The sequence below is a fragment of the Stenotrophomonas sp. Sm6012 genome, from assembly GCF_030985895.1.
In the GTDB taxonomy this organism is placed as follows: Bacteria; Pseudomonadota; Gammaproteobacteria; order Xanthomonadales; family Xanthomonadaceae; genus Stenotrophomonas; species Stenotrophomonas forensis.
Genome location: NZ_JAPTFX010000011.1, coordinates 18,804 through 42,800 on the forward strand (window position 1 = coordinate 18,804; position 23,997 = coordinate 42,800).

Consider the following 23,997-nt stretch of genomic DNA (forward strand, 5'->3'; position numbering starts at 1 on the left):
TTGAGCGCAGGGCACCGACGTGCGAAGCACGCCGGCTCGCGGCCGGCGGAGCGATTCTTTGGTTACTTTCTTGATGGCGCACATCCATGTGCGCCACCCTACGGGCCGGCTGCGCCGTTCCGCGCTGCTCCTGCAGCGCGGTGCACGAGCAAAGAAAGTGACACCTCCCCGCAGGCGCGGAAACGATCCGCCGGGAACTCCCGGCGAACCCGATCAATCCTTCCCGCGCGCCATCGCCTGGAACACCCCGTCACGCCGCACCCACAGGTGGAACAGCGCCGCCCCCACGTGCATCAGCACCGTGGCGAACAATACATAGGCCAGCAGGCTGTGCGCGTTGCGCAGCGCGGCATACAGCGCCGGGGTGTGCGGCACGATCGGCGGCAGGTGCAGGCCACCCCACAGCACGATCGGGTAACCCCCGGCCGACAGCATCGCCCAGCCGATCAGCGGCATCGCCAGCATCAGCGCGTACAGCATCCAATGCGACGCCTTGGCCGCCATCACCTGCCACACCGGCAGATCGGCCGGCAGCGGCGGCGGGCGATGGCGCAGCCGGTTATACAGGCGCAGCAGCACCAGCAGCAGGATCGCGATGCCCAGTGGACGGTGCAGGTCGATCAGCACGGGGCGCAGATGCAGCGAGGCGACCATGGTCACGCCGATGAACAGCATGGCGATGATCATCAGCGCCATCGACCAGTGCAGCACCCGCGCCAGCAGGTTGAAGTGGCCATTGCCGGTGCTCATCGTGCGGCCTCCTTCGGTTGCTCCACGTTGCCGCTGGCGCGCTCGCGTTCGCGGCGGTTGAACGACTGCGAGTACACGGCCGAGCGTGCGGCCAGGATCGGATCGTCGCTGCCGCGCACGCCGCTGGGCAGGATCAGCGGATCGAAGTTGATCTGTCCGCAGGCGCCTTCTTCCTGCGACTGCATGCGGTCCAGGCTGAGCACGCCGGCCACCACCTGTTCACGCGACTCGGGCCACGCTACCGACGGATCATCGATGGCGTCGCCGGGCTCGGCGGTGCTGACGACCAGGTTCCAGCGCACCGGACCACTGGCCAGGCGCTGCTGCAGTTCCTGGCTGAGGAAATCGACGCTGGCCTGCTTGCGCGTTTCGGCATCCATTTCCACCACCGGTGCCTGCGGCTGCCAGCGCCAGCGCACCGCGCGCTTCTGGCCCTGCGCATTGGTGAACCAGAAGCTGTTGACGCTGTTGAAGGTGGTGTCGGCCCAGCTGCTGGTCCACGGCGCGGTCTTGGCCCATTGCTGGAAGGCCTGTGCACTGGGGTACTTCGCCAGCACGGCCGCCATCTTCTGCGGGTCGGGCTTGCCGGTGGCCGGGTCGGGAATGGAGGCGCGGGTCTGCTCGAAGAACGCCTCGGCATCGGGAACGGCGAAGAACGGGAAGCTGTTCATCGCCATCCGCCACTCCTGGCCGTCATCGCTGACCAACTGCACCGCCAGGCTGCGCACGCGCGCGGTGTTGTCGGCACCGTAGGGATCGCCGCCGCCGATCGACAGCCGCCCCATCACCGGCACGCGCGGTTGCGAGAACATCCGTGCGCTGGACAGCGTCGGCGCCTGCGCGCTCGGTTCGAACCAGCCGCTCACGCAGATGCCCTTGCTGTGCGCACGGCGGAAGCCTGGATGCGCCGGGCCGGTGGCTTCGATGGTGTCGGTGAAGCGCTGCGCGGTCAGGCGGTTGCCGATCCAGCCGGCCAGCCAGGCGAAGGTCAGTGCGACGGCACCCAGGATGAGCGCGATCAGTGCGATCCAGAGCAGTGGCGAATGCCTGCGCGGTGCGCCCGGCGCCTGGCCGGCGCGGGTATAGCGGAAGAGCGACATGGTCGGGTTCCTGCCTTCACGGAGCGTGTGGGTGGTCGACCCGCACATCCTCGCAGAACCCTTCCAGGCCCGGTATTCAAATTTTCGTCAAGTTTGCCGGGGACGGCGTGCCGACCAGGGTCGGCACCCACCCGATCAGCTGTAGCGCGCCTTCAGCATCGCCCATGCCGAGCGCAGCGCCAGCGCTTCGCCACCGGCCGGACGGCCCGGTCGCTCGCCGTCGTTCCAGGCATAGACGTCCAGATGGGCCCAGCGCTGGCCGTCTTCCAGGAAACGTTCCAGGTACAGCGCGGCAGTGACCGAGCCGGCCATGCGCGAACCGGCATTGGCCAGGTCCGCGATGCCACTGGTCAGGTAACGCAGGTAGGGGCGCCACAGCGGCATGCGCCAGACCGGGTCGCGGGTCGCATCGCCGGCCTGCAGCCACTGCTGGGCCACGCTGTCATCGTTGCTGAACAGTGCCGGCAGGTCCGGGCCCAACGCGATGCGTGCGGCACCGGTGAGGGTGGCGAAGTCCAGCACCAGGTCGGGTTTCTGCTCGCTGGCAAAGGTCAGCGCGTCGCACAGGATCACGCGGCCTTCGGCGTCGGTGTTGTCGATCTCCACGCTCAGGCCCTTGCGCGTGGCGATGACTTCGCCCGGGCGGAAGGCATCCGGGCCGATCGCGTTTTCCACCGCCGGCACCAGCAGGGTCAGCCGCACCGGCAGCCCGCGGGCCATCACCAGGCCGGCCAGGGCCAGCGCGTGCGCGGCGCCGCCCATGTCCTTCTTCATGTTGCGCATGCCGTCGGCCGGCTTGATGTCCAGGCCGCCGGTGTCGAAGCACACGCCCTTGCCGACCAGCACCAGCGCCGGGTCGGTGTCCTTGCCCCAGCGCAGCACGATCAGGCGCGGAGCGCGGTGCGAGGCGCGGCCCACGGCGTGGATGGCCGGGAAGTTCTGCTTCAGCAGCGCATCGCCGGTGATCGCCTCGACCTCGGCGCCATGCGCGTCGGCCAGCGCACGTGCGGCGTCTTCCAGCTGCTGCGGACCCATGTCCTCGGTCGGGGTGTTGACCCAGTCACGCACGCGCAGGCTGGCGGTGATCAGGTCGGCCGCTTCGCCGGTGGGGGTGGCCACCAGCTGCGCCGGCGCACGGTGGCGCTTGCGGTAGCGGTCGAAGCGGTAGCTGCCCAGGCCCCAGCCGAGCTGCATCAGCGCCTGTTCGGCGGCCGGCAGTTCGCTGGCCAGCTGCCACACGCTGCCTTCCGGCAGGGCGTGCGGAGCGTGCGAGTAGCTGTAGGCGTCGGCGCGATCACCGACGCCGATCACCGCACCGGCCAGGCCGTCGGCACCGGGCAGCAGCGCGGTGCTGAAGGCGCCGGCAGTAAACCCCTGCGATGCCAGCCAGGCCTGGGTGGCGGCCGGCTGGCCCTCCTTCCAGGCTGCGAACTGCTCGCGGTCCAGCACGTACAGCGGCAGCGCTGCGGTGGCGTCGGTGGTGAAACCAGTGATCTCGCTCATGCGTCAGATACTCCGGGGTGCGGCAGCGTCGAGGTTGGCATCCAACCAGTCGGCCAGGCCGGTGAGGGTGTCGAACTGCAGGTCCGGCTGCAGCTGCGGATGGGTCCAGGTGGCGGCTTCACGGTTGATCCAGCACCCGCGCAGGCCTGCGGCGATCGCGCCGGCCACGTCCATCTCGGCATGGTCGCCGACATGCAGCACCTGTGCCGGCGCCACACCCAGGCGGGTGCAGGCGGCGTGGAAGATGCTGGCCTCGGGCTTGGCCGCGCCGTGCTCGCGCGCGCCCAGCTGGAAGGCGAAATGATGGGCCAGGCCGATCCGTTCCAGATCGGCATTGCCATTGCTCAGCGCCGCCACCGGCACCCGCGCGGCAATCCGCGCCAGTGCCTCGATCGCATCGGGGTAGCACTCCACCTGGTTGCGCGCGGCGTAGAACACTTCATACGCCGGCTCCAGCAGGTCGAGGCTGGCGCCGCTGCCGTGCAGGGCTTCGTGCAGGGTCAGCCGGCGCAGAGCGCTCAGGTCGTGATGGAGGTGCGGATGGGCGTGGTACAGGCGCTCGCGCAGTTCGCGCATCGCTGCCACCGGATACATCGCGGCGGTGGCGGGGCTGTGTTCACGCATCCACTCGTGCAGGACCAGGTCGATGCGGGCGCCGATCGGAGCGAACGGCCACAGCGTGTCGTCAAGGTCGAGGGTGATGGCTTGGACGGGGAAATTCACCCCGCCATTCTACGCCTGCCCGCGCGGGCTTTCATTCCAGCAGGCGCGCCCAGCCCTGCATGCCGTCCAGCCGTGCCAGCACCAGCTTGATGCACACCAGCAGCGGCACTGCCAGCAGCAGCCCGATCATGCCCCAGGCCCAGCCGAACACCATCAGTGCCAGGATCAGCACCAGCGGTGACAGCTTCATGCGCCGCCCCAGCACGATCGGGGTCACCACCTGGCCCTCCACGGTATGCAGGGCCAGGTAGGCCGCCGCCGGCAGCAGCGCCTGCAGCGGGTCGCTGAATTCCACGAAGCCCATCAGCAGCATCAGGGCCACGCCGATCAGTGGGCCCACGTAGGGCGCGAAATTCAGCAGCGCCGCCACCGTGCCCCACAGCAGTGCGTCCTGCAGGCTGATGCCGAACAGCATCAGGACACCGGCGAACACCAGCCCGACCAGGGTATTGATCACGCTGATGGTCAGCACGTAGCGCGAGACCTCGCGCTCGATCGAACGCAGGATGTCGCTGGTGAAGCGCTGTTGCTGGCGGTTCGGGAACAGCGCGATCGCCGCGCGCTGCAGGTTCTGCCCGTAGATCATGAAGAACAGGGTCAGCAGCACCACCGCCAGCACCGAGGCGGCCAGCCGTGGTGCACGGGTCAGCATGCGGTACGGGTCGTCGAGCTGGGTGCGGATCACCTGCACCTTGCGGTTGCTGTCACCGCCGGCGACACGCGCGAAGTTCTCCGCGGCCTGGTTGGCCTGCTGCACCGGCTTGGTCAGGTCCTGTACCTGGCGCGCGACCTTGCGCAGCTGCTGCGGGGCTTCCTGTGCCCACTCCATCGCCGGGCCGATCAGCTGCACCGCCAGCGCACCGGTCACGCCGAGACCGGCGCCGAGCACCAGCAGAGCGCCCAGCGCACGTGGAATCCACAGCTTCTGCAGCAGGCGCAGGATCGGGTTGCCGACCAGCGCGAAGAACATCGCCAGCAGCACCGGCAGGATGATGTCCTGTGCGGCCCACAGGGCGTAGCCCACCGCCAGCGTGGCCAGCACCACCAGCGACATCGGCCCGCGCGGGCGCGACGGTGGCGGCAGCGGCGCCTCGGGTAGTTCGGGGCCGGCCGCTGACGGGGACAGGAGGGGCTCGCTCATCGACGCATCAACCGGGAAGGGAAGCGCATTATCCGCCGGCCGCGATCGGCGCGGCGGATTCCATCCATCAACGTTCGGACAGCTCAGTGGCCGCTTCGGCCGGACGCGGCTCGCGCAGTTCCGGTTCCACCGCCGGCTGTGCTGCCGGGCGAGCGGCGGATGCCGATGCGGCCGCCTGTGCCTGTTCGCTGGCATCGTCGGCTTCTTCGGCGGCATCGTCGGCGGTGGCTGCGGCCTGCGCCGCCATGGCCGTAGCGAACGCGGCCTGCGCGCTGGCGAACAGGTTCGAGACCGAGCCCACCATCTGCAGCCAGCGGGCGCCGTTGACCTTGCCCGGCACTTCCAGCTTGCCGGCGATGAAGCCGCCAGCCAGGCCGACCACCACGATGCGCAGCGGCGACCAGCCCTGGCGCCAGACCTGGCTGAGCGTGGACCAGTGGTCCTGGGTCTCGACCAGGCGCACCGTCACCACCTGTTCGCAGCGTTTCACCCGCCGCTGCAGCGCACCGAACTTCATGGCTTGCCCTCCGGCAGCTGCACATCGGCATCCGGGTCATCTTCGCTGGGCTCGTCGAACAGGCCCAGGCGTGACAGCTGGCGCCGGGTGGCGTGCATGCCGGTGTGGTGGAAGAAGTAGGACACCCGCCAGATCGCATAGCCGGTCACGGCCAGGCTCAGCAGCGAGGTGATCAGCAGGGCCTGCAGCCAGCTCAGGCCCCAGCTCTGCAGCAGGGCGATGACGGTGGCCGCCATCAGCAGCCAGGCCGACGCACCGAACACGATCGCCACGCCGGCCCAGGCCAGCGCACGGCCGAACGCACTGCGTGCCAGCGCAAAGTCGGCCGAAGCCAACCGGCGCAACGAGCGCAGCGAATGCTTGGCCGAATCGGCGGCGGCACGGCCGGCCGCACCGACCTGGCGGATGCTCTCATCCAGCGGCGGGGTGGCCGCCGGATCAGGCGCTTGCGCGTTGTCTTCGCTCACGCTGCGGCTTACTTGTCGCTGCTGCCGCGAGCCAGCTTGGCGATGATCCAGCCGGCGGCGAAGGCGACGCCGAACGAGGCCAGCGGACGTTCGCGGATCAGCTCAGCGGCGCTGTCGATCAGATCCTTGCCCTTGTCCATCAGTGCATCGACCTGTTCCTTGGCGGCGGCACCACCGAACTCGGCGGCGGCCAGGCCGGACAGCGCGCTGTCGGACAGTTCGGCCTTGACGTTGGCCTTGCCGATGCGCAGTTCATCGGTCGCAGCACCGGTTGCGCCCTTGATCGCACCGCCGGCAGCCGTGGCGGCCTGCTTCAGGTGGGAACCGGCTTCACCCAGGTGTTCCTTCAGGTTCTCGGTATTGGTGGGGCTCATCGAATCACTCCTGTTGCGATGGGGGAACGGGTGTCGGCGGTGCCGACCTGGACTGACAGCAATAGCATTGCCGGGGTATAGGGGGTGTTACGGCGGGGCGATCAGCGCATCACGAGCTGGCCCTGCTGCTGGCCGTTGTTGCGCAGCACGCGCAGCACCAGGGTCGGCGGGCGCTGCTGGAAGTTGGCGCGCCAGCTGGCCAGGTCGGCGAATTCACCCACCGTGGCGTCGGTGATGATGTCGCCCTGCTGCAGGCCGTTGCTGGCCGCGCGACTGCCGCGCTTGACCTCGCTGACCAGCACGCCGCCAACGCCCGACTGGCGCAGCGATTCGGGCAGGTCGACGAAGGTGGCGCCGCCCAGGCGCGGGTCCAGGCTGTCGCCGGTCACTGCACGTGCCTGCTCCTTCAGCGTTGCCTTGATCTGCAGCGGCTTGCCTTCGCGGCGCACGTCCAGCGTCAGCGGGCTGCCGACCGCGGCCAGGCCTTCGACGTTGTGCAGCGCCTCGGCGCTGTCCACGCGCTGGCCATTGGCCGAGACCACCACGTCGCCCGGCTTCAGGCCAGCGGTCGCGGCGGCCGAACCGGCCAGTACGCGGGTGATCAGCGCGCCGCGGCTTTCGCCCAGGCCCAGGCCCTGCGCGATCTGCGCGGTCAGGTTCTGGCTCTCCACGCCCAGCGTGCCGCGCACCACCACGCCATGCTTGACCAGCTGGTCGACCACGCTGCGCGCCAGGTTGGAGGGAATCGCCAGGCCCAGGCCGATGTTGCCGGCCATGCTGCCCTGCGGATTGAAGCTGGCGGTATTGATGCCGACCAGCTGGCCCTGCAGGTCGACCAGCGCGCCGCCGGAATTGCCCGGATTGATCGACGCATCGGTCTGGATGAAGTTCTGGTAGCCCAGGCCGCGGATGCCGCTGCGGCCCACGGCCGAGACGATGCCGGAGGTGACCGTCTGGCTGAAGCCGAACGGATTGCCGATGGCCACCACGAAGTCGCCCACCCGCAGCTGGTCGCTGTTGCCGAGCTTGATGTCGGTCAGGTTCTGCGCCGGGATGCGGATCAGCGCGATGTCGGTATCGCGGTCCGAACCGAGGAATTCGGCCTTGACCGTGCGCCCGTCGGCCAGCGTCACCTGCACGTCATCGGCATTGTCGATGACATGGTGGTTGGTCAGCACCAGGCCTTCCTTGGCGTCGATGATCACGCCCGAGCCCAGCGATTCATTGATGCGTTCCTGCGGGATGTCCGGGAACAGGCGGCGGAAGAACGGGTCGTTGAAGAAGGGGTTGCGCACGCGCACCACCTGCTTGGTGTTGACGCTGACCACTGCCGGCATCGCCTTCTCCAGCATCGGCGCCAGCGAGGGCACCGCCTGTCCGGCGACCGAGGCCGGCAATGCTGCGGTGGTCGGCAACACCGTCGGCAGCGGTGCGGCATCGGCGCGGTTGTCCAGGTGTGCATTGAGGCCGGTGGCAACGAAGCCACCAAAGGCAGCGGCGATTGCGAGCGTGAGCAGGGTGGGGAGCGGTCGCATGGGCGTCGGTTCGCAGGCGTGGGTGGGGGCGGTTCGGCCCTACGGTAAAACAAGCTGAATGAGTGTGTCGCGATCTGGATAAATGCGCCATGAAAACCGCGTGCCCGGCCGGCGTGTCCATGGGGCGGCGACGCGGCCAAAGCGACCGTCATGGCCGCGATGCGTGCACTGCCGAAGGTCGCCGACCGCTAGCTGGACACAGACCGATACCTGCGCAGTTCCGCGCAACCGGGTGCCGCAATGCGCCACAACCTGCGCGGATCAGCGCATCGGTGCCGGCCACAGCGGTGCTGCCCATCCTGCGTGTGGCGTGTGTGGCGCAGTCCTTAAAAAAAGGGGTTTGCTGCAAAGCAGTCGTGCTGGCGACCGTGCCTGGCTACACCATTGCCGTCGCAGCAGATGCGATTGGTGGCGCATGCCCCGTTCCACGATCGTCAATGTCGGTATAGCATCGCCCCGTTTTGATACTAAAGGCCCGCAGGAGGGCAACATGAGCAACGGTAATGGTGTGTCGGTCGTGACCGACGCCGTCGAGAACGTCAAAGAAACCGCCACCAATGTTGGCGAGACCATCGCCCACGCCGCCGAAGACGCCGTGAAGTCGGTCAAGAAGACCGTCAAGCGCGCCACCAAGGCTGCCGGTACCCGCGTTGCCAAGGCCAGGAAGGCCGTGGCCAAGGTCGAGAAGACCGTTGCCAAGAAGGCCGAGAAGGCTGCCAAGTCGGTCGGCAAGACCGTTGCCAAGGCCAAGCAGAAGCTGGAAGCGGCCAAGAAGAACGCCAAGGCCGAAGCCGCTGCCCTGAAGAAGGAAGTGGCCAAGAAGAAGGCTGCTGCGGGCAAGGCTGTGACCAAGAAGGCCGCTGCCGCCAAGAAGACCACCAAGGCCGCCACCAAGGCTGCCGGCAAGAAGGTCGCCACCGTGAAGAAGGCCGCCACCAAGAAGGCTGCCGTGGCCAAGAAGACCGTTGCCAAGAAGGCCGCGGCCGCCAAGAAGGTGGTCGGCAAGAAGGTCGCCACCGCCAAGAAGGCTGTGGCCAAGAAGACCGTCGCCGCCAAGAAGGCCGTGGCTGCGAAGAAGGTGGTCGGCAAGAAGGTTGCCGCCACCAAGAAGGTCGCCACCAAGAAGACCGCTGCGGCCAAGAAGGTTGTCGGCAAGAAGGCGGCCGTTGCCAAGAAGGCCGTCGGCAAGAAGACCGCTGCGGCCAAGAAGGTGGTTGGCAAGAAGACCGCCGTCGCCAAGAAGGCCGTCGGCAAGAAGGTTGCGGCCACCCGCAAGACGGTCGCCAAGAAGGCTGCGCCGCTGAAGAAGGTTGCCGCCAAGAAGGCGCCCGCCAAGAAGGCCGTGCGCAAGGTCGCCAAGCGCAAGTAATCGCGCCATGACCGAAGGCCCTGCCATCCTCCGGGTGGTGGGGCCTTTCGCGTTTCTGGGACATCGCCTGGGGCAAGATGCAGGCTCTTCCCGCCGGAGTGCCGAGCATGCGCGGTATCGACTTCAGTTCCTGGCAGGGCGTGCTGTCCACCTTGGCCGGCCTGGTCCTGATCACCCTGCTCGGCGTGGGTATCCGCCTGCTGGTGATGCAGACCCTGCAGCAGCGTCGCGAGCGCGAGAACCGGCAGATCAATGAGCGGCTGCGCACGCTGATGGCCGCCTACAAGACCCTGGGCGGTTCGTTCACCGGCGAACTGGGGGTGGACCCCAGCCATCGCCGCGACCTGCGCCAGCGCGAAGATGCCGAAGGCATCGCCGAACCGCGCTCGGACCGCGCCCGCCGCATCCGCGATGCGGTCGAGGCGGCACTGTCGGACATCCTGCTGCTGGGCACCGACGAACAGGTGCGGCTGGCCGCGCGCGCCGCCCATGAACTGGCACAGGGGCGGCCGGTGCACACCCACGACCTTGTGGTCTCGCTGCGTGACTTCGTGCGCGAAGCACTGGACCTGGCGCCGATCCCGGCCGACCTGCAGATTCCACCGCAGGGCCCGACCCGGCCCGGCGCCAGCGGTGGCGGCAAGGGCCGCAATGATGGCGATGCCAAGGGCGGTCGTCCCGGTGGAGGCGGCGGCGGTGGCGGCGGTGGAATGGGGGCCGGCATGGGCCTGGGTGCCGGCGCCGCACTGGGCGCCGGCCATGCCGCTGCCAGCGATGACACGGACGCGCGCTGAGCGCGCCCGCACGCTTCAGGGCGTCAGTTCGTAGATCGGCACGAAGCCGCCGTAGATCATCCGCGCGCCGTCGAACGGCATCGGATTCTTCGCCGGATCCAGCCGCGGATCTTCCATCATCTTCTGCATGCCGGCGTCGCGGGTTGCCTTGTCCGGCCATTCGATCCAGGAAAACACCACCGTCTCATCCGGCGTGGCTTTCACTGCGCCGAAGAAGTCGGTGGTCTTGCCGTGCGGTACGTCGTCACCCCAGCACTCGACCACACGCAGCGCGCCGTATTCGATGAAGACGGGATCACCCGCGCGCGCGTGGGCGAGGAACTTCTCCTTGTTGGCGGTGGGCACCGCCAGGACGAAACCATCGATGTAGCTCATTGCCTGCCTCCGGATGGACCGTGCCGCATGCACGGCCTTCAAGTACCCGACGAACCAGGGCGGCGTGGATCGACACCCTGGCGATGCCTGTTCAGCCCGGGCCACCGGGCAGTGGCGCCAGTATCGTATCCGGCGGTTGCCGGCCGGCCAGGTGGCGCACGAAGTAGTCCCACATGCGGTGCGTGTAGGTAGCGTCGTTGCGGAACAACTCATGGTCCTGGCGGGCCAGGTACAGCAGGTCGTACCCGCGCTGGGCCTTGTTCAGGGCGGCGGCCAGCTGCAGGGTCAGCGCCGGTGGCGCGTTCTCGTCCAGTTCGCCATAGACCAGCAGCAGATGCCCACGCAGGTTGCCGGCCAGCGCGGCATTGTCGAGTCCGGCAAACGGCGCCGGCACGCCATCGGCCATGGCCGTAGCCGGCAGCACGCCGCCGAACAGCCGGTCCATGCCGTGCAGGGCGCCACCATACATGCCCTGGAAATTGTGGCTGCCGGCCGAGGCCACGCCCACCTTGTAGAACGCCGGGTAGCGCAGCAGGGCGCGCGCCGCGCTGTAGCCACCGAACGAATGCCCATAGATGCCGACCCGCTGCAGGTCGATGCCCGGGTAGCGTTCGCCCAGCTGTCGCAGCGCGGCCACATGGTCATCCAGCTGCACATCGGCGGCGCGCAGGAAGCTGCTGTCATGGAACGCCTTGTCGCGCCCACCGGTGCCGCGCGCATCGATGCTGACCACCACGAAGCCGAGTTCGGCCAGGCTGGCGCGTGACACCGGGTTCAACGCGGACACCGCTTCGGCGTAGGTCACCGGCGCATTGCTGATGAAGGCGCCGCCGTACATCGCATCGATCACCGGGAAGCTGCCATCATCGCGATAGTCACGGGGCAGGTAGACGGTGGCGAAGATCGGTGTGCGCCCATCGGCGGCCAGCAGCCGCTCGCGCCGTGGTGGTCGCCACCCGGCAGCAACCACTGTGCGGTTGTCCGCTTCTTCCAGCAACAGCACTTCACGGCCGTCATCGCTGGCCCGCAGCACGGTGCGTGGTGGCTGGTCGAGACGGGAAACGGTATCCACCAGATAGCCACCGCCAGGCGACAGCGCCTGCGGCGCGCGTCCGCCGAACAGCGCGCCGGTGCCGGCATCGGCCAAGTGGTCGTTGCCATCGGCGGCCAGGCGCTGGATCGGCCCGCCCTGCAGCGATACCCGGTACAGGCCGCGCACATAAGGGTCGCCCCCGTCCACGCCGCCGGCACTGAAGTAGGCCCAACCGCCTGCGCCGTCCACGCCCAGCAGGTCGCGTACCACCCAGGGGCCACGGGTCAGCTGGGCCAGCACCTTGCCGTCGGACAGGCGCACCCGGTACAGGTGGCCGCGGCCGTCGCGCTGCGAGAACCACACGGCGGTGTCCCGCCCGGGCAGGATCGCCACGGCCGGTCGGTTGTACGAATACACGTTGAGCTGCAGGCGGGTGTCGCTGGCTTCCTCCAGTACGGTGCGCACTGCACCGCTGCCGGCTTCGATCTCCACCAGGCGCAGGCGCCGTGGCGTCCCGAAGTGCGCGATCACCGCGTACAACCGGCCCCCGTCCCAGCCCAGCACGCCGGCTTCGCTGAGCGTGTTCCAGCCCTCGGGCAGCGCGATGTCGTGCTGTTGACCGCTGCGGGTATCCACCACGTACAGGCTGTCGCGCACCTGCTGGGCATCACCCAGCACGCCCAGCTTCACCGCATGCACGCGCGGGCGCGCGCTGTCGGCGGGCGTGCTTTCCAGATAGGGATAGTCCAGCAGGGCACGCTCGTCATAGCGGATGCCGGCCACGTAGCGGCCATCCTGTGACCAGCCGACCGCGAACGGCCGCATCGGCATCCGGCCCTGCCGGCGCGGAATGCCACGCAGCGCGAAGTCCGGCAGCACGCCATAGCCATGCCCGGGTTCACCGCCGGCCGTCAGCGCGCGTGCCACGGTTCCGGGCGAGTGCAGCCATAGATCGTGGCCGCGCACCTGCAGCCACGCATCGGCAACGGGCGAAGGCAGTGCGTCGGCCGGCGGCAACGGATCCTGCGCGCGCGCGCATTGCCAGCGTGGCCACTGGCAATCGATCGGCACCTCACCGTTGAAACGCAGGCGCAGGCCAGCGTCCACCGCCTGCACGCTGGCCAGGCGCAGGTATGGCCCGTTGGCAGCGAAGGGGGCCACCGCTGTGTCCAGCGCGGTCGGCTCGAACAGGATCTGGCGACCGGCCGTTGCCGGATCGACCAGCACGGCCTGGCGCCGGCCCTGTGCGTCTTCGCGTTCGTACCAGAAGCGCCCGTCGGGCAGCCAGTTGGGCAGCACCGACGCATTGCGCAGTGCACCGCGCAGATGACTGTCGTGCACGCGTTCGGCGCGTTGGTAGTCGCTGGCCTGCAGCGCATGTGCAGGCGCGGATGAAACCAGCGCAGCGCTGGCCAGGACGGTCGCGCGGACCATCCTCTGTAGCGGGTCGGGCAGGTGCAAGGCAACCTCCTGTTGCAATCGTCGATGAATCACAAATGCACGCGCGGCGCGCGCGTATGCCAGAGAGAGCCTGAATCAAGGCAAAAAATTCAGCAATGCGAAGACCGCTGTTTTCAGGGAGCGTTGTGGCGAATAACGGAGAATTTACATTCCCGATGCGATGGCGCCCTGGCGCTGCTGCACACCATAAGAAAGTAAAGGTGTACCCCCATGAAGAATTCGCTGATTGCTCTGGCCCTGGCCGCTGCCCTGCCGTTCACCGCTTCGGCCGCTGAGAACCTGTCCTACAACTACGCCGAAGCCAACTACGCCAAGACCGACAACGATGCGTTCAAGTCCGACGGTTGGGGCGTGAAGGGTTCCTACGGCTTCCTGCCGAACTTCCACGCCTTCGGTGAGTACAGCCGCCAGGAATTCGACCACACCAACGTCAAGCTGGACCAGTGGAAGATCGGTGCCGGCTACAACGTTGAAATCGCTCCGTCGACCGACTTCGTTGCCCGCGTTGCCTACCAGAAGCTCGACCAGAAGCACGGCCTGGACTTCAACGGCTACAGCGCTGAAGCCGGTGTCCGCACTGCCTTCGGTGCCCACGCCGAAGTCTATGGCCTGGTCGGCTACGAAGACTACGCCAAGAAGCACGGCGTCAATCCGGATGGCCAGTGGTACGGCCGCCTGGGTGGTCAGGTCAAGCTGAACCAGAACTGGGGCCTGAACGGCGAGCTGAAGATGAACCGTCACGGCGACAAGGAATACACCGTCGGCCCGCGCTTCAGCTGGTAATTGCTGCCCCGGCGCGATCGCGCGCTGGAAACGCTTCGACAGGCCCGGCTTCTGCCGGGCCTGTTGCGTTTGCGAAGGCGCAAAACGGAATGCCATCTGACTGACGGGTCACGCAGGCCTGGCATTGCAAGGAATTGGATTCCTCCGCTGCCGGCTCCGTTCTACCGTGGCGGTCCCATGTTGCTGGACATGCCCCCCCATGCCGCCCGCACTTCCACCCCTGCTTCCCGACCGGCCCCAACGCCTGGCATTGCTGGACCCGCATCCGGTACTGCGATTGGGCGTGGAAGTGCTGTTGCGACAGCAGAGTGGCGTGCAGGTCCGCGTGAGCCTGTCCAGCGAGGCGCATCTGCTGCAGCTGCTGGAGCGCAGCCCGACCTGTGTGGACCTGCTTCTGGTCGACGCGCTGCCGATGGGCGATCTGGGCGATGGATTGGCCCTGCTGCGCCGCTTGTCGCAACGCTGGCCGGCGCTGCCGGTGCTGGTGTTGTCGGCACACTGCAACGCCAGCACGGTGACCAGCAGCATGCGTGCCGGCGCGCGTGGCTTCCTGTCCAAGTCGACCGCGCCGGATGTGTTGCTGCATGCGATCGACGTGGTGGCCCGCGGAGGATGCTTCGTGCCACCGGAGCTGCGCGCGGAACTGAACGCGTCGCGGGCGCGCAGCACGCCGGCGCCGGTGCTGGCGCCGTTGAGCCGACGCGAGCGCGAAGTGCTTGGCCTGGTGCTGAAAGGGGTCAGCACCAGCGAGATGGCGCTGCGATCGGGGCGTTCGGCCAGCACGATCAGCTCGCAGAAAACCTCGGCTTACCGCAAGCTCGGCATCCGCGGCGACGGCGATCTGTTCCGCTTCCGCCACCTGCTCGATTGCGGGTGAGAGGGCTTATTCGCCCTGGTACTGCTTCTCTTCCACCAGCGCCGAACCGGCCACGCGGTTGATCTCGTTCTTCACCTGCACGCGCTCGCCGTTGGTGCCATAGACGCCGCGCGCCAGCTGGATGAACACCTCGTCGAACACCTGGGCCGCTTCCTTGTCGCGCAGCTGGTCCTGGATATCCCACATGCGTTCGTTGATCACCTTCAGCTGCTGCTTCAGCGCGGCCAGCGCCGGCTGTGCCTGCAGCTGCTGCTGCTGCAGCGGCAGAAGGCCGTCCAGCTCGGTGCGCACATTGGCTAGCTTGGCGGCATCGTCGATGCGCTCGGCCTTGATCTCGAGAATGGTGATCTTGTCGATCAGCTCGCCGATCGATACCGGGGTCAGGATGGCGTCCACGCGGTTGGTTCCTGGAAACAGGCCGCCATGATAACGCGCCCGTATCGAAGCGCCGCCCCTCCACGGGATTTACGCCGAATTTGCGCTGCGGGCCGGGCAACGCCCTCGATCCGTTACGGCCCGGCCCTCGACACTGCCGTCCCGGCGGCAGGACCGCCTTCGACGAGGAAAACAGTGCAGTGAACAGCAAGGGGACGACGGCGGCCATGGTGGCCGCCCTGGCAGGGCTGCTCGGAATCGGCAGTGCGCAGGCCCAGGTACAGGTCAGCGGCAGCGCGGCGTTGACCAGCGACTACGTGTGGCGTGGCAGCTCGCAGAGCGATGGTGACCCGGCGGTGCAGGCCGGTGCGAAAGCAGCCATCGCATCGGGCTGGTACGCCAGCGTGTGGGGCTCGAACGTTTCGTTCAAACCGGACAATGGCGCGCGCAGCGAGTTCGACCTGGTGGCGGGCTGGTCCGGCACGCTCGCGCCGGATTGGGCGCTGGATGCCAACCTGACCCGCTATGTGTACCCGGGCACCGGTCGCGCGCTGGACTGGACCGAACTCAATGCCACCGTGACCTGGAAGCAGCGCGCCTGGCTGCAGGTCGCGCATTCCAACGACGCGCTGGCCGGGAGGCATCGCGGTACCTATGCCCAGCTGGGCGTGCGTGTGCCGCTGCACGAGCGGTTCCGCCTGGAGGCGGCGGTGGGCCAGTACTGGCTGGCCACCGCGCAGGGGCCGGATTACCTGCATGGCCAGCTCAGTGCGGTTGCCACGCTGGCGCCGGCATGGGAGCTGCGCGCCACCGTGCACGACACCGACAGTGCGGCCAAGCGCCTGTTCCCGGGCAATGCCGGTGGACGCTGGGAGCTGGCGCTGCAGGGCAGCTTCTAGTTCGACGCCGCAGCCTGGCGCGCGCGCAGCGCGCCGGGCAGCCACAGCAACAGGGCCAGCACCGCCACCGCGGCACCGGCCACGCACACGCCGGTCCAGCCGAAGTGCTGGTAGACCTGCGCCGACAGCAGCGAGCCCAGCGAACCGCCGATGAAGTAGCCGGTCATGTAGCCGGCATTGAGCCGGTTGCGTGCGGCAGGCTGCAATGCATAGATCAGGTTCTGGTTGCTGACGTGCAGCAACTGCGCGGCCAGGTCCAGCACCACCACGCCGACCAGCAGCGCCAGCAGCGAATGTGCAGACAGCCCCAGCGGCAGCCATGACAGCAGCAACAGCACCAGTGCGATGGCGGTGGCGCGGCCAGTCTGCCCGCGGTCGGACATGCGCCCGGCCAGACCCGCGGCCAGCGTGCCGGCGGCACCGACCAGTCCAAACAGGCCGATGGTGGCATCGCTGTACTCATACGGCGGTTGTGCCAGCAGGAAGGCGAGCGGGGTCCAGAAGATCGCGAACATGGCGAAGCTGCAGGCACCGAGCAGGGTGCGCTGGCGAAGCACCGGTTCCTGCACGAACAGCACGCCGATCGAGCGCAGCAACGCGAAGTAGCCCAGGCCGGCACTGTGATGGAAACGCGGCAGCCCGCGTTGCAGCGCCAGTGCGGTCAGCACCAGCGTGCCGGCGGCAATCGCATACACCAGGCGCCAGTCGCCCAGGCTGGAAAGCAGGCCGGCCACGGTGCGTGCCAGCAGGATGCCCAGCAGCAGGCCACTCATCAGCGTGCCGACCACCCTGCCCCGATGCTCCGGCGCGGCCAGCGTGGCGGCGAACGGCACCAGCACCTGCGCCACTACCGAAAACAGGCCGGTGATCGCGGTACCCACCAGCAGCCAGGCCAGCGATGGTGCGCAGGCGCTGATCACCAGGCCGCCGGCCGACAGCAGGCTCATCACCACGATCAGGCGGCGGCGTTCGAACAGGTCTCCCAGCGGCACCAGCAGGATCAGCCCGGCGGCATAACTCAGCTGCGCAGCGGTGACCACCATGCCGACCTGGCCGAACGGCACGCCGAAGGCATCGGCGATGGTGTGCAGCAGCGGCTGCGCGTAGTAGTTGCTGGCCACCGCGACACCGGTGGCGACCGACATCAGCAGCACCTGCCAGCGATGCAGTGGGGGGAGAGTGGGGCTCACGCGATGTTCCAGAAAGCGGGGTGCACAGTGTCCGCCTGCTGCAGTCATGATGGAAATGAATCATCATCATCCCTGTCATCTGGAAATGAGATGGTTGCGTGAATCTCAAGCAGCTCGAATTCGCCGTGGCCCTGGCCGAGGAGGGCAACTTCACCCGTGCCGCCGAGCGCTGCCACGTGGTGCAGTCCGCGCTCAGCCACCAGATTGCCTACCTGGAGCGGGAGCTGGGCACGCCGCTGTTCGAACGCCTGCCGCGCCAGGTTCGCCCGACCGCCGCAGGCGAGGCGCTGCTGGTGCATGCACGCCAGGTGCTGGCCAGCCTGCGCCACCTGCGCGCCGACGTGGCCGCCGTCAGTGGTGAAGTACGTGGGTTGCTGGCGATCGGTCAGATTTCGTCGCTCACCGACATCGACGTGGTGGCGATGCTGGCCGCCTTCCAGCAGGCGCACCCGCAGGTGGAGTTCCAGCTGCGGGTGGAAAAGAGTGAAGTGCTGATCGCGCAGGTGCAGTCGCGCGCGCTGGACGTGGCACTGGTCGGGCTGGCGCCGTCCGCGGCGCTGGACGGTGTCTGCCACCGCATGCTGCAGGAGGAGGATCTGGTGGCGGTGCTGGCGCCGTCGCACCGGTTGGCCAGGCGCAAGCGGTTGCCCCTGGCCGAACTGCAGGACGAGGCGCTGGTCGACTTCCCGCGCGGTACCGGCGCACGCCGGCAGACCGATGAGGCGTTCGCCGCCGCCGGCCTGCCGCACACGGTGCGCTTCGAGGTCAACCTGATGGAACTGGTCGAGCGTTTCGTCCGCCACGGGTTGGCGGTCGGCATCGTGCCGGCGTTGATCGCCGACGGTTTCGAGGGCGTGGTGCAGATTCCGCTGCAACCGACCCCGACCCGCCGCGTGCACCTGGTCTGGCAGCGGGTGCCGACGCCGGCGGCGCGCGCGTTCGTCGAAGCCGTGCTCAGCCGCGCAGGCGCAGGCTCAGGCCCTTGAGGAAATTGCGCAGCATCTGGTCCAGGCAGCGCCGGTAGTTGGCGTGGCCGGGTTGGCGGAACAGCGCGCCGACTTCCGACTTGGATGCCTTGAATCCGGCGCTGGCGAAGATCTCCATCAGGTCCACGTCACGCAGCTGGAAGGCCACCCGCAGCTTCTTCAGCACCAGGTTGTTGTCGATGCGGGTTTCCACCGCACGCTGCGGCTGGCTCTCGTCGCGGCCGCGCAGGTGCACGATCAGGCCATCGAGGAAGTGCGCCAGTGCGCTGTCGCTCATTGCTTCGAAGCCGGATTCATCCTCGCGGCGCAACCAGGCCTTGACCTGTTCGGTATCCACGGCGAACGCCGGATCGGCCATCTGGCACAAGGTCACCACGTGGTGGTCGCCCAGGTCCAGGGAGTAGCGCACGCTGCGCAGGACATCGTTGTTGATCATGGCGCAATTGTACCGGTCACCCCGACAGGTGGGGCCGGATCTGGCCGATCCGGCAACGCAGGCCCCGGCTGACGGTGCCAGAATGGGGGTCTGGTTCCCCACGGAGTTGCCTGCATGACCCGCACCGTCCTGATTACCGGCGCCACCTCCGGCTTCGGCGCCGCCGCCGTCCACCGCTTCGCGCAGGCCGGCTGGAAGGTGATCGCCACCGGCCGTCGCAGCGAGCGCCTGCAGCCGCTGGTCGAGCGCTATGGCAAGGACGTGGTGCATGCCGCCGCCTTCGACATCCGCGATCCGGTGGCGATGGAAGCGGCCCTGCTGGCGTTGCCGCCCGCGTTCGGCGAGATCGATCTGCTGGTCAACAACGCCGGCCTGGCGCAGGGCACCGCGCCGGCGCAGGGCGCCAGGCTGTCTGACTGGACCACGATGATCGACACCAACATCACCGCGCTGGTGACCCTGACCCATCGCCTGCTGCCGCAGCTGGTGGAGCGCAAGGGCGCGATCATCAACATCTCGTCGGTGGCAGGCGTCTATCCGTACCCGGGTGGCAATGCCTACGGGGGCACCAAGGCCTTCGTCAGCCAGTTCTCGCTGGGCCTGCGCTCGGACCTGCACGGCACCGGCGTGCGGGTGACCACGATCGAACCGGGCATGGCCGAAACCGAGTTCACCGTGGTGCGTACCCATGGCGACCAGGCTGCCTCGGACAAGCTCTACACCGGCGCCAACCCGATGACCGCCGAGGACATCGCCGAACAGATCTTCTGGGTGGCCACGCTGCCGCCGCACCTGAACATCAATCGCCTGGAACTGATGCCGGTCAGCCAGTCGTTCGCCGGTTTCCAGGTCGCCCGCGAAGGCTGAAGCCCTTGTAGAGTCGAGCCATGCCCGACTGCTCTTCTGTTTTTGAACGGCAGTCGAGCACGGCTCGACACTGCAGGAACAAAAAAGCCGGGCAATGCCCGGCTTTTTCCGTTCAGCCCCGAAGGGTCACTGTGCCTTGATCGCCATCGCCTGCAGACCGGTGCCATCCAGCTTCTGCTTGGCCTCGGACAGCTCGCCGGCGCTGCCATACGGCCCCATGCGCACGCGGTACACGGTCTTGCCGTTGATCTGCGCCGACTCCACGCGTGCGGCCAGGCCCATCATCGCCAGCTTGGCCTTGGTGGCTTCGGCATCGCCGGAAGCACCGAACGCGCCGGCCTGCAGGATGTAGCGGGCATTGTCCACGGCGGCCGGTGCGGCAGCGGCCGGAGTGCTGGTTGCTGCCGGTGCGGTTTCCGCACGCGCGGCCGGCGTGGCAGCGGCGATGCTGGTCGATGCCGGCGGCGTGCTGGCCGGCGGCGTTGCCGCAGCCGGACGCTCGCTCAGCGGAGCTGGCAGCGAACGGTTGGTGGCGGTCACCTGCGCGGTGCTGGCGACGCTGGCGGTCGCTGCCGGTGCAGGTGCGGTGGCCGCAGCCGGCGGTACCGGCTTGCCTTCCAGTGCGGCCTGCGCGCGCTGCGCCTCGGCCTTGGCCCGGCGCTGGTCCTCGGCGCGCGCGCTGGCGGCCAGTTCGGCGTCGGACATTTCAACTTCCTTGCCCGGCAGCAGGGTGTAGAAGTCGTACTGGGTGGCGGCGGGCTTTTCCGCTTCGGCCGGCTTCGGCGTGGCGGGCTGCGCGGCGGGCTGGGTGCCGACATCGCTGTCGGCATCGGCGACCGGGGCCGGTTGCGCGTTCGGGTTCGGCTGTGGGCCGGCGCGAAGGAAACCATCGCCTTCGCCCTTGAACAGGTTCGGCGCCGCCAGGAACACCACCGCAGCAATGGCCACACCGGCAACCAGCCACACCCATCCGGGTGTGCCCTGGCTGCCGCTGTTGCGTCGTGCCTGGCTTTTGCCGCGTCGTGCTGCCATGAGTACTGCGTCTCCTGATGCTTACATTTTTTCCGGGGCGCTGACGCCCAGGAGGTCGAGGCCGTTGGCCAGCACCTGGCGTGCCGCGCAGGCCAGGGTCAGCTTGGCATTGCGATCAGCGGCGTCATCCACCAGTACCGGCGTCCCGTGATACCACGTGTGGAACGCGTGCGCCAATTCACGCAGGTACTGCGCCACCAGATGCGGTTCCAGCGCCACGCCGGCCGCTTCGACCACTTCCGGATACCGCGAGATCTCGTTCATCAGCAGCAGCGAGGCGTCGTCGGCCAGGCGGCCGAGATTGCCCAGGCCGTTGGCCTGCTCGTACACCAGGCCCTTTTCCTGCGCCTGGCGCAGCAGGCTGCAGACGCGGGCATGCGCGTACTGCACGTAGAACACCGGGTTGTCGTTGCTCTGCTGGCGGGCCAGGTCGATGTCGAAGGTCAGCTGCGAATCGGGCTTGCGCGCGATCAGGAACCAGCGGGTCGCGTCGCGGCCGGCTTCTTCGATCAGGTCGCGCAGGGTGAAGTAGCTGCCGGCACGCTTGGACAGCTTCACTTCCTCGCCGCCGCGCATCACGGTGACCATCTGGTGCAGCACGTACTCCGGCCAGCCCTGCGGGATGCCCACTTCCATCGCCTGCAGGCCGGCGCGCACGCGCGCCAGCGAGCCGTGGTGGTCGGCGCCCAGTTCGGTGATCGCGCGCTCGTAGCCGCGCTGCCACTTGGACAGGTGGTAGGCCACGTCCGGCACGAAGTAGGTGAAGGTGCCGTCGGACTTGCGCATCACGCGGTCCTTGTCGTCACCGAAGTCGGTGCTGCGCAGCCACAGCGCGCCGCCTTCCTCATAGGTGTGGCCGGAGGCCTGCAGCTTGGCCACCGCTTCGGCTACCTTGCCGTCGGCATACAGCGAGCTTTCCAGGAAGTAGATGTCGAAGTCGACGCCGAACGCGGCCAGGTCCAGGTTCTGCTCGTTGCGCAGGTAGGCCACGGCGAAGCGGCGGATCGCCTGCATGTCATCCGGGTCCTTGGCACCGACCACGGTGCTGCCTTCCAGATCGACGCTGGCGCCGGCCATGTAGGCGCGGGCCACGTCGGCGATGTATTCACCGCGATAGCCACCTTCCGGCCAGCCGTCCTGGTCCGGCGCGATGCCCTTGATCCGGGCCTGGGTGGACAGCGCCAGGTTCTCGATCTGCACGCCGGCATCGTTGTAGTAGAACTCGCGCTTGGCGTTCCAGCCATTGGCATCGAGCACGCGCGCCACGCAGTCGCCGATTGCCGCGGCGCGGCCGTGGCCGACGTGCAGCGGGCCGGTCGGGTTGGCCGACACGTACTCCACGCCCACCGTGCGGCCATTGCCGGACAGGTTGCGGCCGTAGTCATGGCCTTCCTTGATCACCGACGCGGCTTCGCGCTGGTACGCGGCCGGGGCCAGGTGGAAGTTGATGAAGCCGGGCCCGGCGATCTCGACCTTGCTCACGTCCTCGCTGCGCGGCAGCGCCTCGACCAGCGCCTGCGCCAGTGCGCGCGGATTGCTGCGCGCGGCCTTGGCCAGCAGCATGGCGGCATTGGTGGCGAAGTCGCCGTGGTCGCGGGTCTTCGGGCGCTCGACCACGAAGTCCGGCGGCAGGGAGTCGGCGGGCAGGGTGCCATTGGCGCGCAAGGCTTCGATGCCTTGGCTGATCAGGGCGCGGAGGAGATTTTTCACGAGGCCTGCTGTGAGAATGAGCGGCGGAATCGCCCATTTTAGCGCAGATACCAGTGACCACGCTGACCGGGACATGCCTGCGGGGACGGCCGGTGGCCCCGGGCGGGCGTGCGCTCAGCCGAACAGGCGGGGCTGGGGCGGGGACAGCAGGCCTCGTTCAGCAAACGAAACGGGGCGGCCCTCGCCCACCACGAAGTGGTCCAGCAGGCGTACGTCCACCAGCGCCAGGGCCTGCTGCAGCTCATCGGTGATACGGGTGTCGGCACCGGAGGGTTCCGGATCGCCCGAGGGATGGTTGTGGCTCAGGATCACCGCCGCCGCGTTGTGCAGCAGGGCGCGCCGCACCACTTCACGCGGGTAGACCGGGGCGGCGTTGATGGTGCCGTGGAACAGTTCCTCGCAGGCGATCAGCCGGTGGCGGTTGTCCAGGAACAGGGCCATGAAGATCTCGCGTGCCTGGCCGCGCAGGCGGTGCTGCAGGTAGCGGCCGACCGCGGCGGGGTTGTTGCCGACCGCCTCGCCGTGCTCCAGCTCGGCGGCAAGGTAGCGGTGGGCCAGTTCCAGCCCGGCCGCCAGCGTACAGCTGCGCGCCGGGCCGAGCCCGGGCAGGCGGGCCATCTCGCCGGCGGGGCGGTCGAGCAGCGTCCGCAATGGGCCATGCGCCTGCAGCAGGTCGCGCGCGGTCTGCACGGCATCGCGGCCACCGAATCCGGAGCCGAGGAACAGTGCCAGCAGTTCGGCATCGGAAAGTGCCGCAGGCCCGCGGGCGATCAGCTTCTCGCGGGGACGTTCCTGTTCGGGCCAGTCGTGGATGGGCATGCGGGCATCATCGCGGGCCCTGGCGGCGGCTCCCATCAGGACACGCCGCGGCCCCGGGTCGGCGCATGCCTCACTCGCGCCGGGTCTTCAGGTAGTCGAACAGCTCCTGATTGTTCTGCAGGCCCAGCTTGCGCTTGGCTTCGGCCTTCTGACGGCTGATCGTCTTCGGGCTGCGCCCGCAGCGCTCGGCGACGGCATTCACGTTGAGCCCGGCCGCGAGGAGGTCCAGCACTTCCTGCTCGCGTGCCGAGAGGGGGGCCGGTTCGCGAGGAAACAGCAGGTCGCGGGCCTGCAGGTGGTGGCGCAGCTGCTGGGAGACGAACACCTGCCCGGCCAGTGCCGCGTTCAGCGCCTGCGGCAGTTCGGCGAAATCGGCGCATTTGTCCACCAGGCCGCTGATGCCTTCACGCAGCAGGCCATCGAGCAGCCCGGGGTGGCGCACGCCGGTCAGCACCACCACCGGCAGGCCGGGGTGGCGTGCGTGCAGGGCATCGATCAGGTCCGCGCCGTCCGGGCCGGCCCCCGGCATCGACAGGTCGGTCAGCACCACGTCGCAGTCGTGGCGGGCCAGCAGCTGCAGCAGCCCGGCGCCGTCGCAGGCACTGCCGACGATCTCCATCAGGTGGGCCTGCAGCACGATGCGGATGCCGTGCAGGACCACGGGATGATCGTCGGCGATGATGATGCGCGGATGCACGCGGCTCCTCGGAGATCGAACAGACCCCTGCACGCAGCGGCCAACGCCTGATTCTGCAAAAGGGCAGGGCCACAGAGGTATAGGAAAGGTCCGAAAGCGTTGCCGGTAAATCCCGGGCCGAAGCAGGAGGACTCCATCTGCTGATAGCTGTCGGCTATGTGCGCCCTGCATCGGGACATTACCG

25 protein-coding genes are annotated in these 23,997 nt (G+C 68.3%); 7 read left to right on the forward strand and 18 right to left on the reverse strand.

The genetic code is table 11. The features are described 5' to 3' along the window. Window positions 1-213: 213 nt before the first annotated feature. The 9 genes from O0J73_RS03780 to O0J73_RS03820 form a co-directional block, all read right to left on the reverse strand. Window positions 214-750, reverse strand: coding sequence for a cytochrome b (locus O0J73_RS03780; protein WP_004153827.1), 537 nt, complete (start codon window positions 748-750; stop codon window positions 214-216). After that, entirely contained in the window at window positions 747-1,850 is a 1,104-nt protein-coding gene (locus tag O0J73_RS03785; protein ID WP_197563512.1) for a catalase family peroxidase, read from the reverse strand. The genes O0J73_RS03780 and O0J73_RS03785 overlap by 4 nt, the downstream gene beginning before the upstream one ends. Before the next feature lie 135 nt (window positions 1,851-1,985). Further along, window positions 1,986-3,353 (reverse strand): M17 family metallopeptidase, encoded by a 1,368-nt coding sequence (locus O0J73_RS03790; RefSeq protein WP_308308045.1) that lies wholly within the window; start codon window positions 3,351-3,353, stop codon window positions 1,986-1,988. A 3-nt stretch (window positions 3,354-3,356) separates the two neighbouring features. Then, a complete protein-coding gene (locus O0J73_RS03795) occupies window positions 3,357-4,076 on the reverse strand; it encodes an HAD-IA family hydrolase (protein WP_004153832.1) in 720 nt (239 codons plus the stop codon). Between the two features lie 31 nt (window positions 4,077-4,107). After that, on the reverse strand, window positions 4,108-5,217 hold the full coding sequence (locus O0J73_RS03800) for an AI-2E family transporter (protein ID WP_308308046.1): 1,110 nt from the start codon (window positions 5,215-5,217) through the stop codon (window positions 4,108-4,110). A 67-nt stretch (window positions 5,218-5,284) separates the two neighbouring features. Continuing rightward, window positions 5,285-5,734 (reverse strand): hypothetical protein, encoded by a 450-nt coding sequence (locus tag O0J73_RS03805; RefSeq protein WP_049457344.1) that lies wholly within the window; start codon window positions 5,732-5,734, stop codon window positions 5,285-5,287. After that, window positions 5,731-6,201, reverse strand: coding sequence for a phage holin family protein (locus O0J73_RS03810; RefSeq protein ID WP_308308047.1), 471 nt, complete (start codon window positions 6,199-6,201; stop codon window positions 5,731-5,733). The genes O0J73_RS03805 and O0J73_RS03810 overlap by 4 nt, the downstream gene beginning before the upstream one ends. Window positions 6,202-6,209: 8 nt before the next feature. Next, window positions 6,210-6,575 carry a hypothetical protein gene (locus tag O0J73_RS03815; protein ID WP_004153835.1) on the reverse strand — a complete coding sequence of 122 codons (366 nt, stop codon included), beginning with the start codon at window positions 6,573-6,575 and terminating at the stop codon, window positions 6,210-6,212. 101 nt (window positions 6,576-6,676) lie between these two features. Further along, entirely contained in the window at window positions 6,677-8,110 is a 1,434-nt protein-coding gene (locus tag O0J73_RS03820) for a Do family serine endopeptidase (RefSeq protein WP_004153836.1), read from the reverse strand. A 490-nt stretch (window positions 8,111-8,600) separates the two neighbouring features. Between O0J73_RS03820 and O0J73_RS03825 the strand changes: the two genes are divergently transcribed. Together O0J73_RS03825 and O0J73_RS03830 are read left to right on the forward strand one after the other, a co-directional pair. Continuing rightward, window positions 8,601-9,479, forward strand: a complete 879-nt coding sequence (locus tag O0J73_RS03825) for a histone (RefSeq protein ID WP_308308048.1) — start codon at window positions 8,601-8,603, stop codon at window positions 9,477-9,479. A 107-nt stretch (window positions 9,480-9,586) separates the two neighbouring features. Then, complete coding sequence (locus O0J73_RS03830) at window positions 9,587-10,273, forward strand: hypothetical protein (protein ID WP_308308049.1); 687 nt, start codon at window positions 9,587-9,589, stop codon at window positions 10,271-10,273. 15 nt (window positions 10,274-10,288) lie between these two features. On the opposite strand, the gene O0J73_RS03835 is transcribed toward O0J73_RS03830, so the two are convergent. Both O0J73_RS03835 and O0J73_RS03840 read right to left on the reverse strand, forming a co-directional pair. Next, window positions 10,289-10,648 carry a DUF1428 domain-containing protein gene (locus O0J73_RS03835; protein ID WP_004153839.1) on the reverse strand — a complete coding sequence of 120 codons (360 nt, stop codon included), beginning with the start codon at window positions 10,646-10,648 and terminating at the stop codon, window positions 10,289-10,291. A 91-nt stretch (window positions 10,649-10,739) separates the two neighbouring features. After that, the gene (locus tag O0J73_RS03840; protein ID WP_308308050.1) at window positions 10,740-13,142 is read right to left on the reverse strand and encodes a prolyl oligopeptidase family serine peptidase; all 2,403 of its coding nucleotides are present in this window, start codon (window positions 13,140-13,142) and stop codon (window positions 10,740-10,742) included. Between the two features lie 210 nt (window positions 13,143-13,352). Between O0J73_RS03840 and O0J73_RS03845 the strand changes: the two genes are divergently transcribed. Both O0J73_RS03845 and O0J73_RS03850 read left to right on the forward strand, forming a co-directional pair. Beyond that, window positions 13,353-13,925: an Ax21 family protein gene (locus O0J73_RS03845; protein WP_004153841.1), complete on the forward strand. Its 573-nt coding sequence runs from the start codon at window positions 13,353-13,355 to the stop codon at window positions 13,923-13,925. A gap of 199 nt (window positions 13,926-14,124) precedes the next feature. Next, window positions 14,125-14,802, forward strand: coding sequence for a response regulator transcription factor (locus O0J73_RS03850; protein WP_004153843.1), 678 nt, complete (start codon window positions 14,125-14,127; stop codon window positions 14,800-14,802). Between the two features lie 6 nt (window positions 14,803-14,808). On the opposite strand, the gene O0J73_RS03855 is transcribed toward O0J73_RS03850, so the two are convergent. Further along, window positions 14,809-15,198: a DUF6165 family protein gene (locus O0J73_RS03855; protein ID WP_004153844.1), complete on the reverse strand. Its 390-nt coding sequence runs from the start codon at window positions 15,196-15,198 to the stop codon at window positions 14,809-14,811. A 179-nt stretch (window positions 15,199-15,377) separates the two neighbouring features. Here O0J73_RS03855 and O0J73_RS03860 point away from each other — a divergent pair, with 179 nt between their 5' ends. Further along, window positions 15,378-16,076, forward strand: a complete 699-nt coding sequence (locus O0J73_RS03860) for a TorF family putative porin (protein ID WP_308308051.1) — start codon at window positions 15,378-15,380, stop codon at window positions 16,074-16,076. Here the strand turns inward: O0J73_RS03860 and O0J73_RS03865 are convergent. After that, complete coding sequence (locus O0J73_RS03865; protein ID WP_345784120.1) at window positions 16,073-17,221, reverse strand: MFS transporter; 1,149 nt, start codon at window positions 17,219-17,221, stop codon at window positions 16,073-16,075. The two genes, O0J73_RS03860 and O0J73_RS03865, sit on opposite strands and share 4 nt — an antisense overlap. A gap of 143 nt (window positions 17,222-17,364) precedes the next feature. On the opposite strand from O0J73_RS03865, the gene O0J73_RS03870 reads away from it, so the two are divergent. After that, window positions 17,365-18,252, forward strand: a complete 888-nt coding sequence (locus O0J73_RS03870) for a LysR family transcriptional regulator (RefSeq protein WP_004153848.1) — start codon at window positions 17,365-17,367, stop codon at window positions 18,250-18,252. Here the strand turns inward: O0J73_RS03870 and O0J73_RS03875 are convergent. Continuing rightward, window positions 18,221-18,688 carry a DUF1456 family protein gene (locus O0J73_RS03875; RefSeq protein WP_308308053.1) on the reverse strand — a complete coding sequence of 156 codons (468 nt, stop codon included), beginning with the start codon at window positions 18,686-18,688 and terminating at the stop codon, window positions 18,221-18,223. The genes O0J73_RS03870 and O0J73_RS03875 overlap by 32 nt on opposite strands. Window positions 18,689-18,802: 114 nt before the next feature. Between O0J73_RS03875 and O0J73_RS03880 the strand changes: the two genes are divergently transcribed. After that, complete coding sequence (locus tag O0J73_RS03880; protein WP_308308054.1) at window positions 18,803-19,555, forward strand: SDR family NAD(P)-dependent oxidoreductase; 753 nt, start codon at window positions 18,803-18,805, stop codon at window positions 19,553-19,555. Between the two features lie 126 nt (window positions 19,556-19,681). Here O0J73_RS03880 and O0J73_RS03885 read toward each other — a convergent pair whose 3' ends face one another. The 4 genes from O0J73_RS03885 to O0J73_RS03900 form a co-directional block, all read right to left on the reverse strand. Continuing rightward, window positions 19,682-20,587 (reverse strand): SPOR domain-containing protein, encoded by a 906-nt coding sequence (locus tag O0J73_RS03885; RefSeq protein WP_308308055.1) that lies wholly within the window; start codon window positions 20,585-20,587, stop codon window positions 19,682-19,684. 21 nt (window positions 20,588-20,608) lie between these two features. Then, the gene (gene argS, locus O0J73_RS03890; RefSeq protein WP_308308056.1) at window positions 20,609-22,297 is read right to left on the reverse strand and encodes an arginine--tRNA ligase; all 1,689 of its coding nucleotides are present in this window, start codon (window positions 22,295-22,297) and stop codon (window positions 20,609-20,611) included. Between the two features lie 114 nt (window positions 22,298-22,411). Continuing rightward, window positions 22,412-23,116, reverse strand: coding sequence for a DNA repair protein RadC (gene radC / locus O0J73_RS03895; RefSeq protein WP_049457357.1), 705 nt, complete (start codon window positions 23,114-23,116; stop codon window positions 22,412-22,414). A gap of 70 nt (window positions 23,117-23,186) precedes the next feature. Continuing rightward, the gene (locus O0J73_RS03900; RefSeq protein ID WP_308308057.1) at window positions 23,187-23,813 is read right to left on the reverse strand and encodes a response regulator transcription factor; all 627 of its coding nucleotides are present in this window, start codon (window positions 23,811-23,813) and stop codon (window positions 23,187-23,189) included. Window positions 23,814-23,997: the final 184 nt, after the last annotated feature.

Excerpts from the sequence above, each read along its gene's own strand:
- O0J73_RS03780 (WP_004153827.1), bottom strand. The coding sequence starts at position 750 with ATGAGCACCGGCAATGGCCACTTCAACCTGCTGGCGCGGGTGCTGCAC.
- O0J73_RS03785 (WP_197563512.1), bottom strand. The coding sequence starts at position 1,850 with ATGTCGCTCTTCCGCTATACCCGCGCCGGCCAGGCGCCGGGCGCACCG.
- O0J73_RS03790 (WP_308308045.1), bottom strand. The coding sequence starts at position 3,353 with ATGAGCGAGATCACTGGTTTCACCACCGACGCCACCGCAGCGCTGCCG.
- O0J73_RS03800 (WP_308308046.1), bottom strand. The coding sequence starts at position 5,217 with ATGAGCGAGCCCCTCCTGTCCCCGTCAGCGGCCGGCCCCGAACTACCC.
- O0J73_RS03805 (WP_049457344.1), bottom strand. The coding sequence starts at position 5,734 with ATGAAGTTCGGTGCGCTGCAGCGGCGGGTGAAACGCTGCGAACAGGTG.
- O0J73_RS03815 (WP_004153835.1), bottom strand. The coding sequence starts at position 6,575 with ATGAGCCCCACCAATACCGAGAACCTGAAGGAACACCTGGGTGAAGCC.
- O0J73_RS03820 (WP_004153836.1), bottom strand. The coding sequence starts at position 8,110 with ATGCGACCGCTCCCCACCCTGCTCACGCTCGCAATCGCCGCTGCCTTT.
- O0J73_RS03825 (WP_308308048.1), top strand. The coding sequence starts at position 8,601 with ATGAGCAACGGTAATGGTGTGTCGGTCGTGACCGACGCCGTCGAGAAC.
- O0J73_RS03830 (WP_308308049.1), top strand. The coding sequence starts at position 9,587 with ATGCGCGGTATCGACTTCAGTTCCTGGCAGGGCGTGCTGTCCACCTTG.
- O0J73_RS03835 (WP_004153839.1), bottom strand. The coding sequence starts at position 10,648 with ATGAGCTACATCGATGGTTTCGTCCTGGCGGTGCCCACCGCCAACAAG.
- O0J73_RS03845 (WP_004153841.1), top strand. The coding sequence starts at position 13,353 with ATGAAGAATTCGCTGATTGCTCTGGCCCTGGCCGCTGCCCTGCCGTTC.
- O0J73_RS03850 (WP_004153843.1), top strand. The coding sequence starts at position 14,125 with ATGCCGCCCGCACTTCCACCCCTGCTTCCCGACCGGCCCCAACGCCTG.
- O0J73_RS03865 (WP_345784120.1), bottom strand. The coding sequence starts at position 17,221 with ATGTCGGTCGCCACCGGTGTCGCGGTGGCCAGCAACTACTACGCGCAG.
- O0J73_RS03875 (WP_308308053.1), bottom strand. The coding sequence starts at position 18,688 with ATGATCAACAACGATGTCCTGCGCAGCGTGCGCTACTCCCTGGACCTG.
- O0J73_RS03880 (WP_308308054.1), top strand. The coding sequence starts at position 18,803 with ATGACCCGCACCGTCCTGATTACCGGCGCCACCTCCGGCTTCGGCGCC.
- O0J73_RS03885 (WP_308308055.1), bottom strand. The coding sequence starts at position 20,587 with ATGGCAGCACGACGCGGCAAAAGCCAGGCACGACGCAACAGCGGCAGC.
- radC (WP_049457357.1), bottom strand. The coding sequence starts at position 23,116 with ATGCCCATCCACGACTGGCCCGAACAGGAACGTCCCCGCGAGAAGCTG.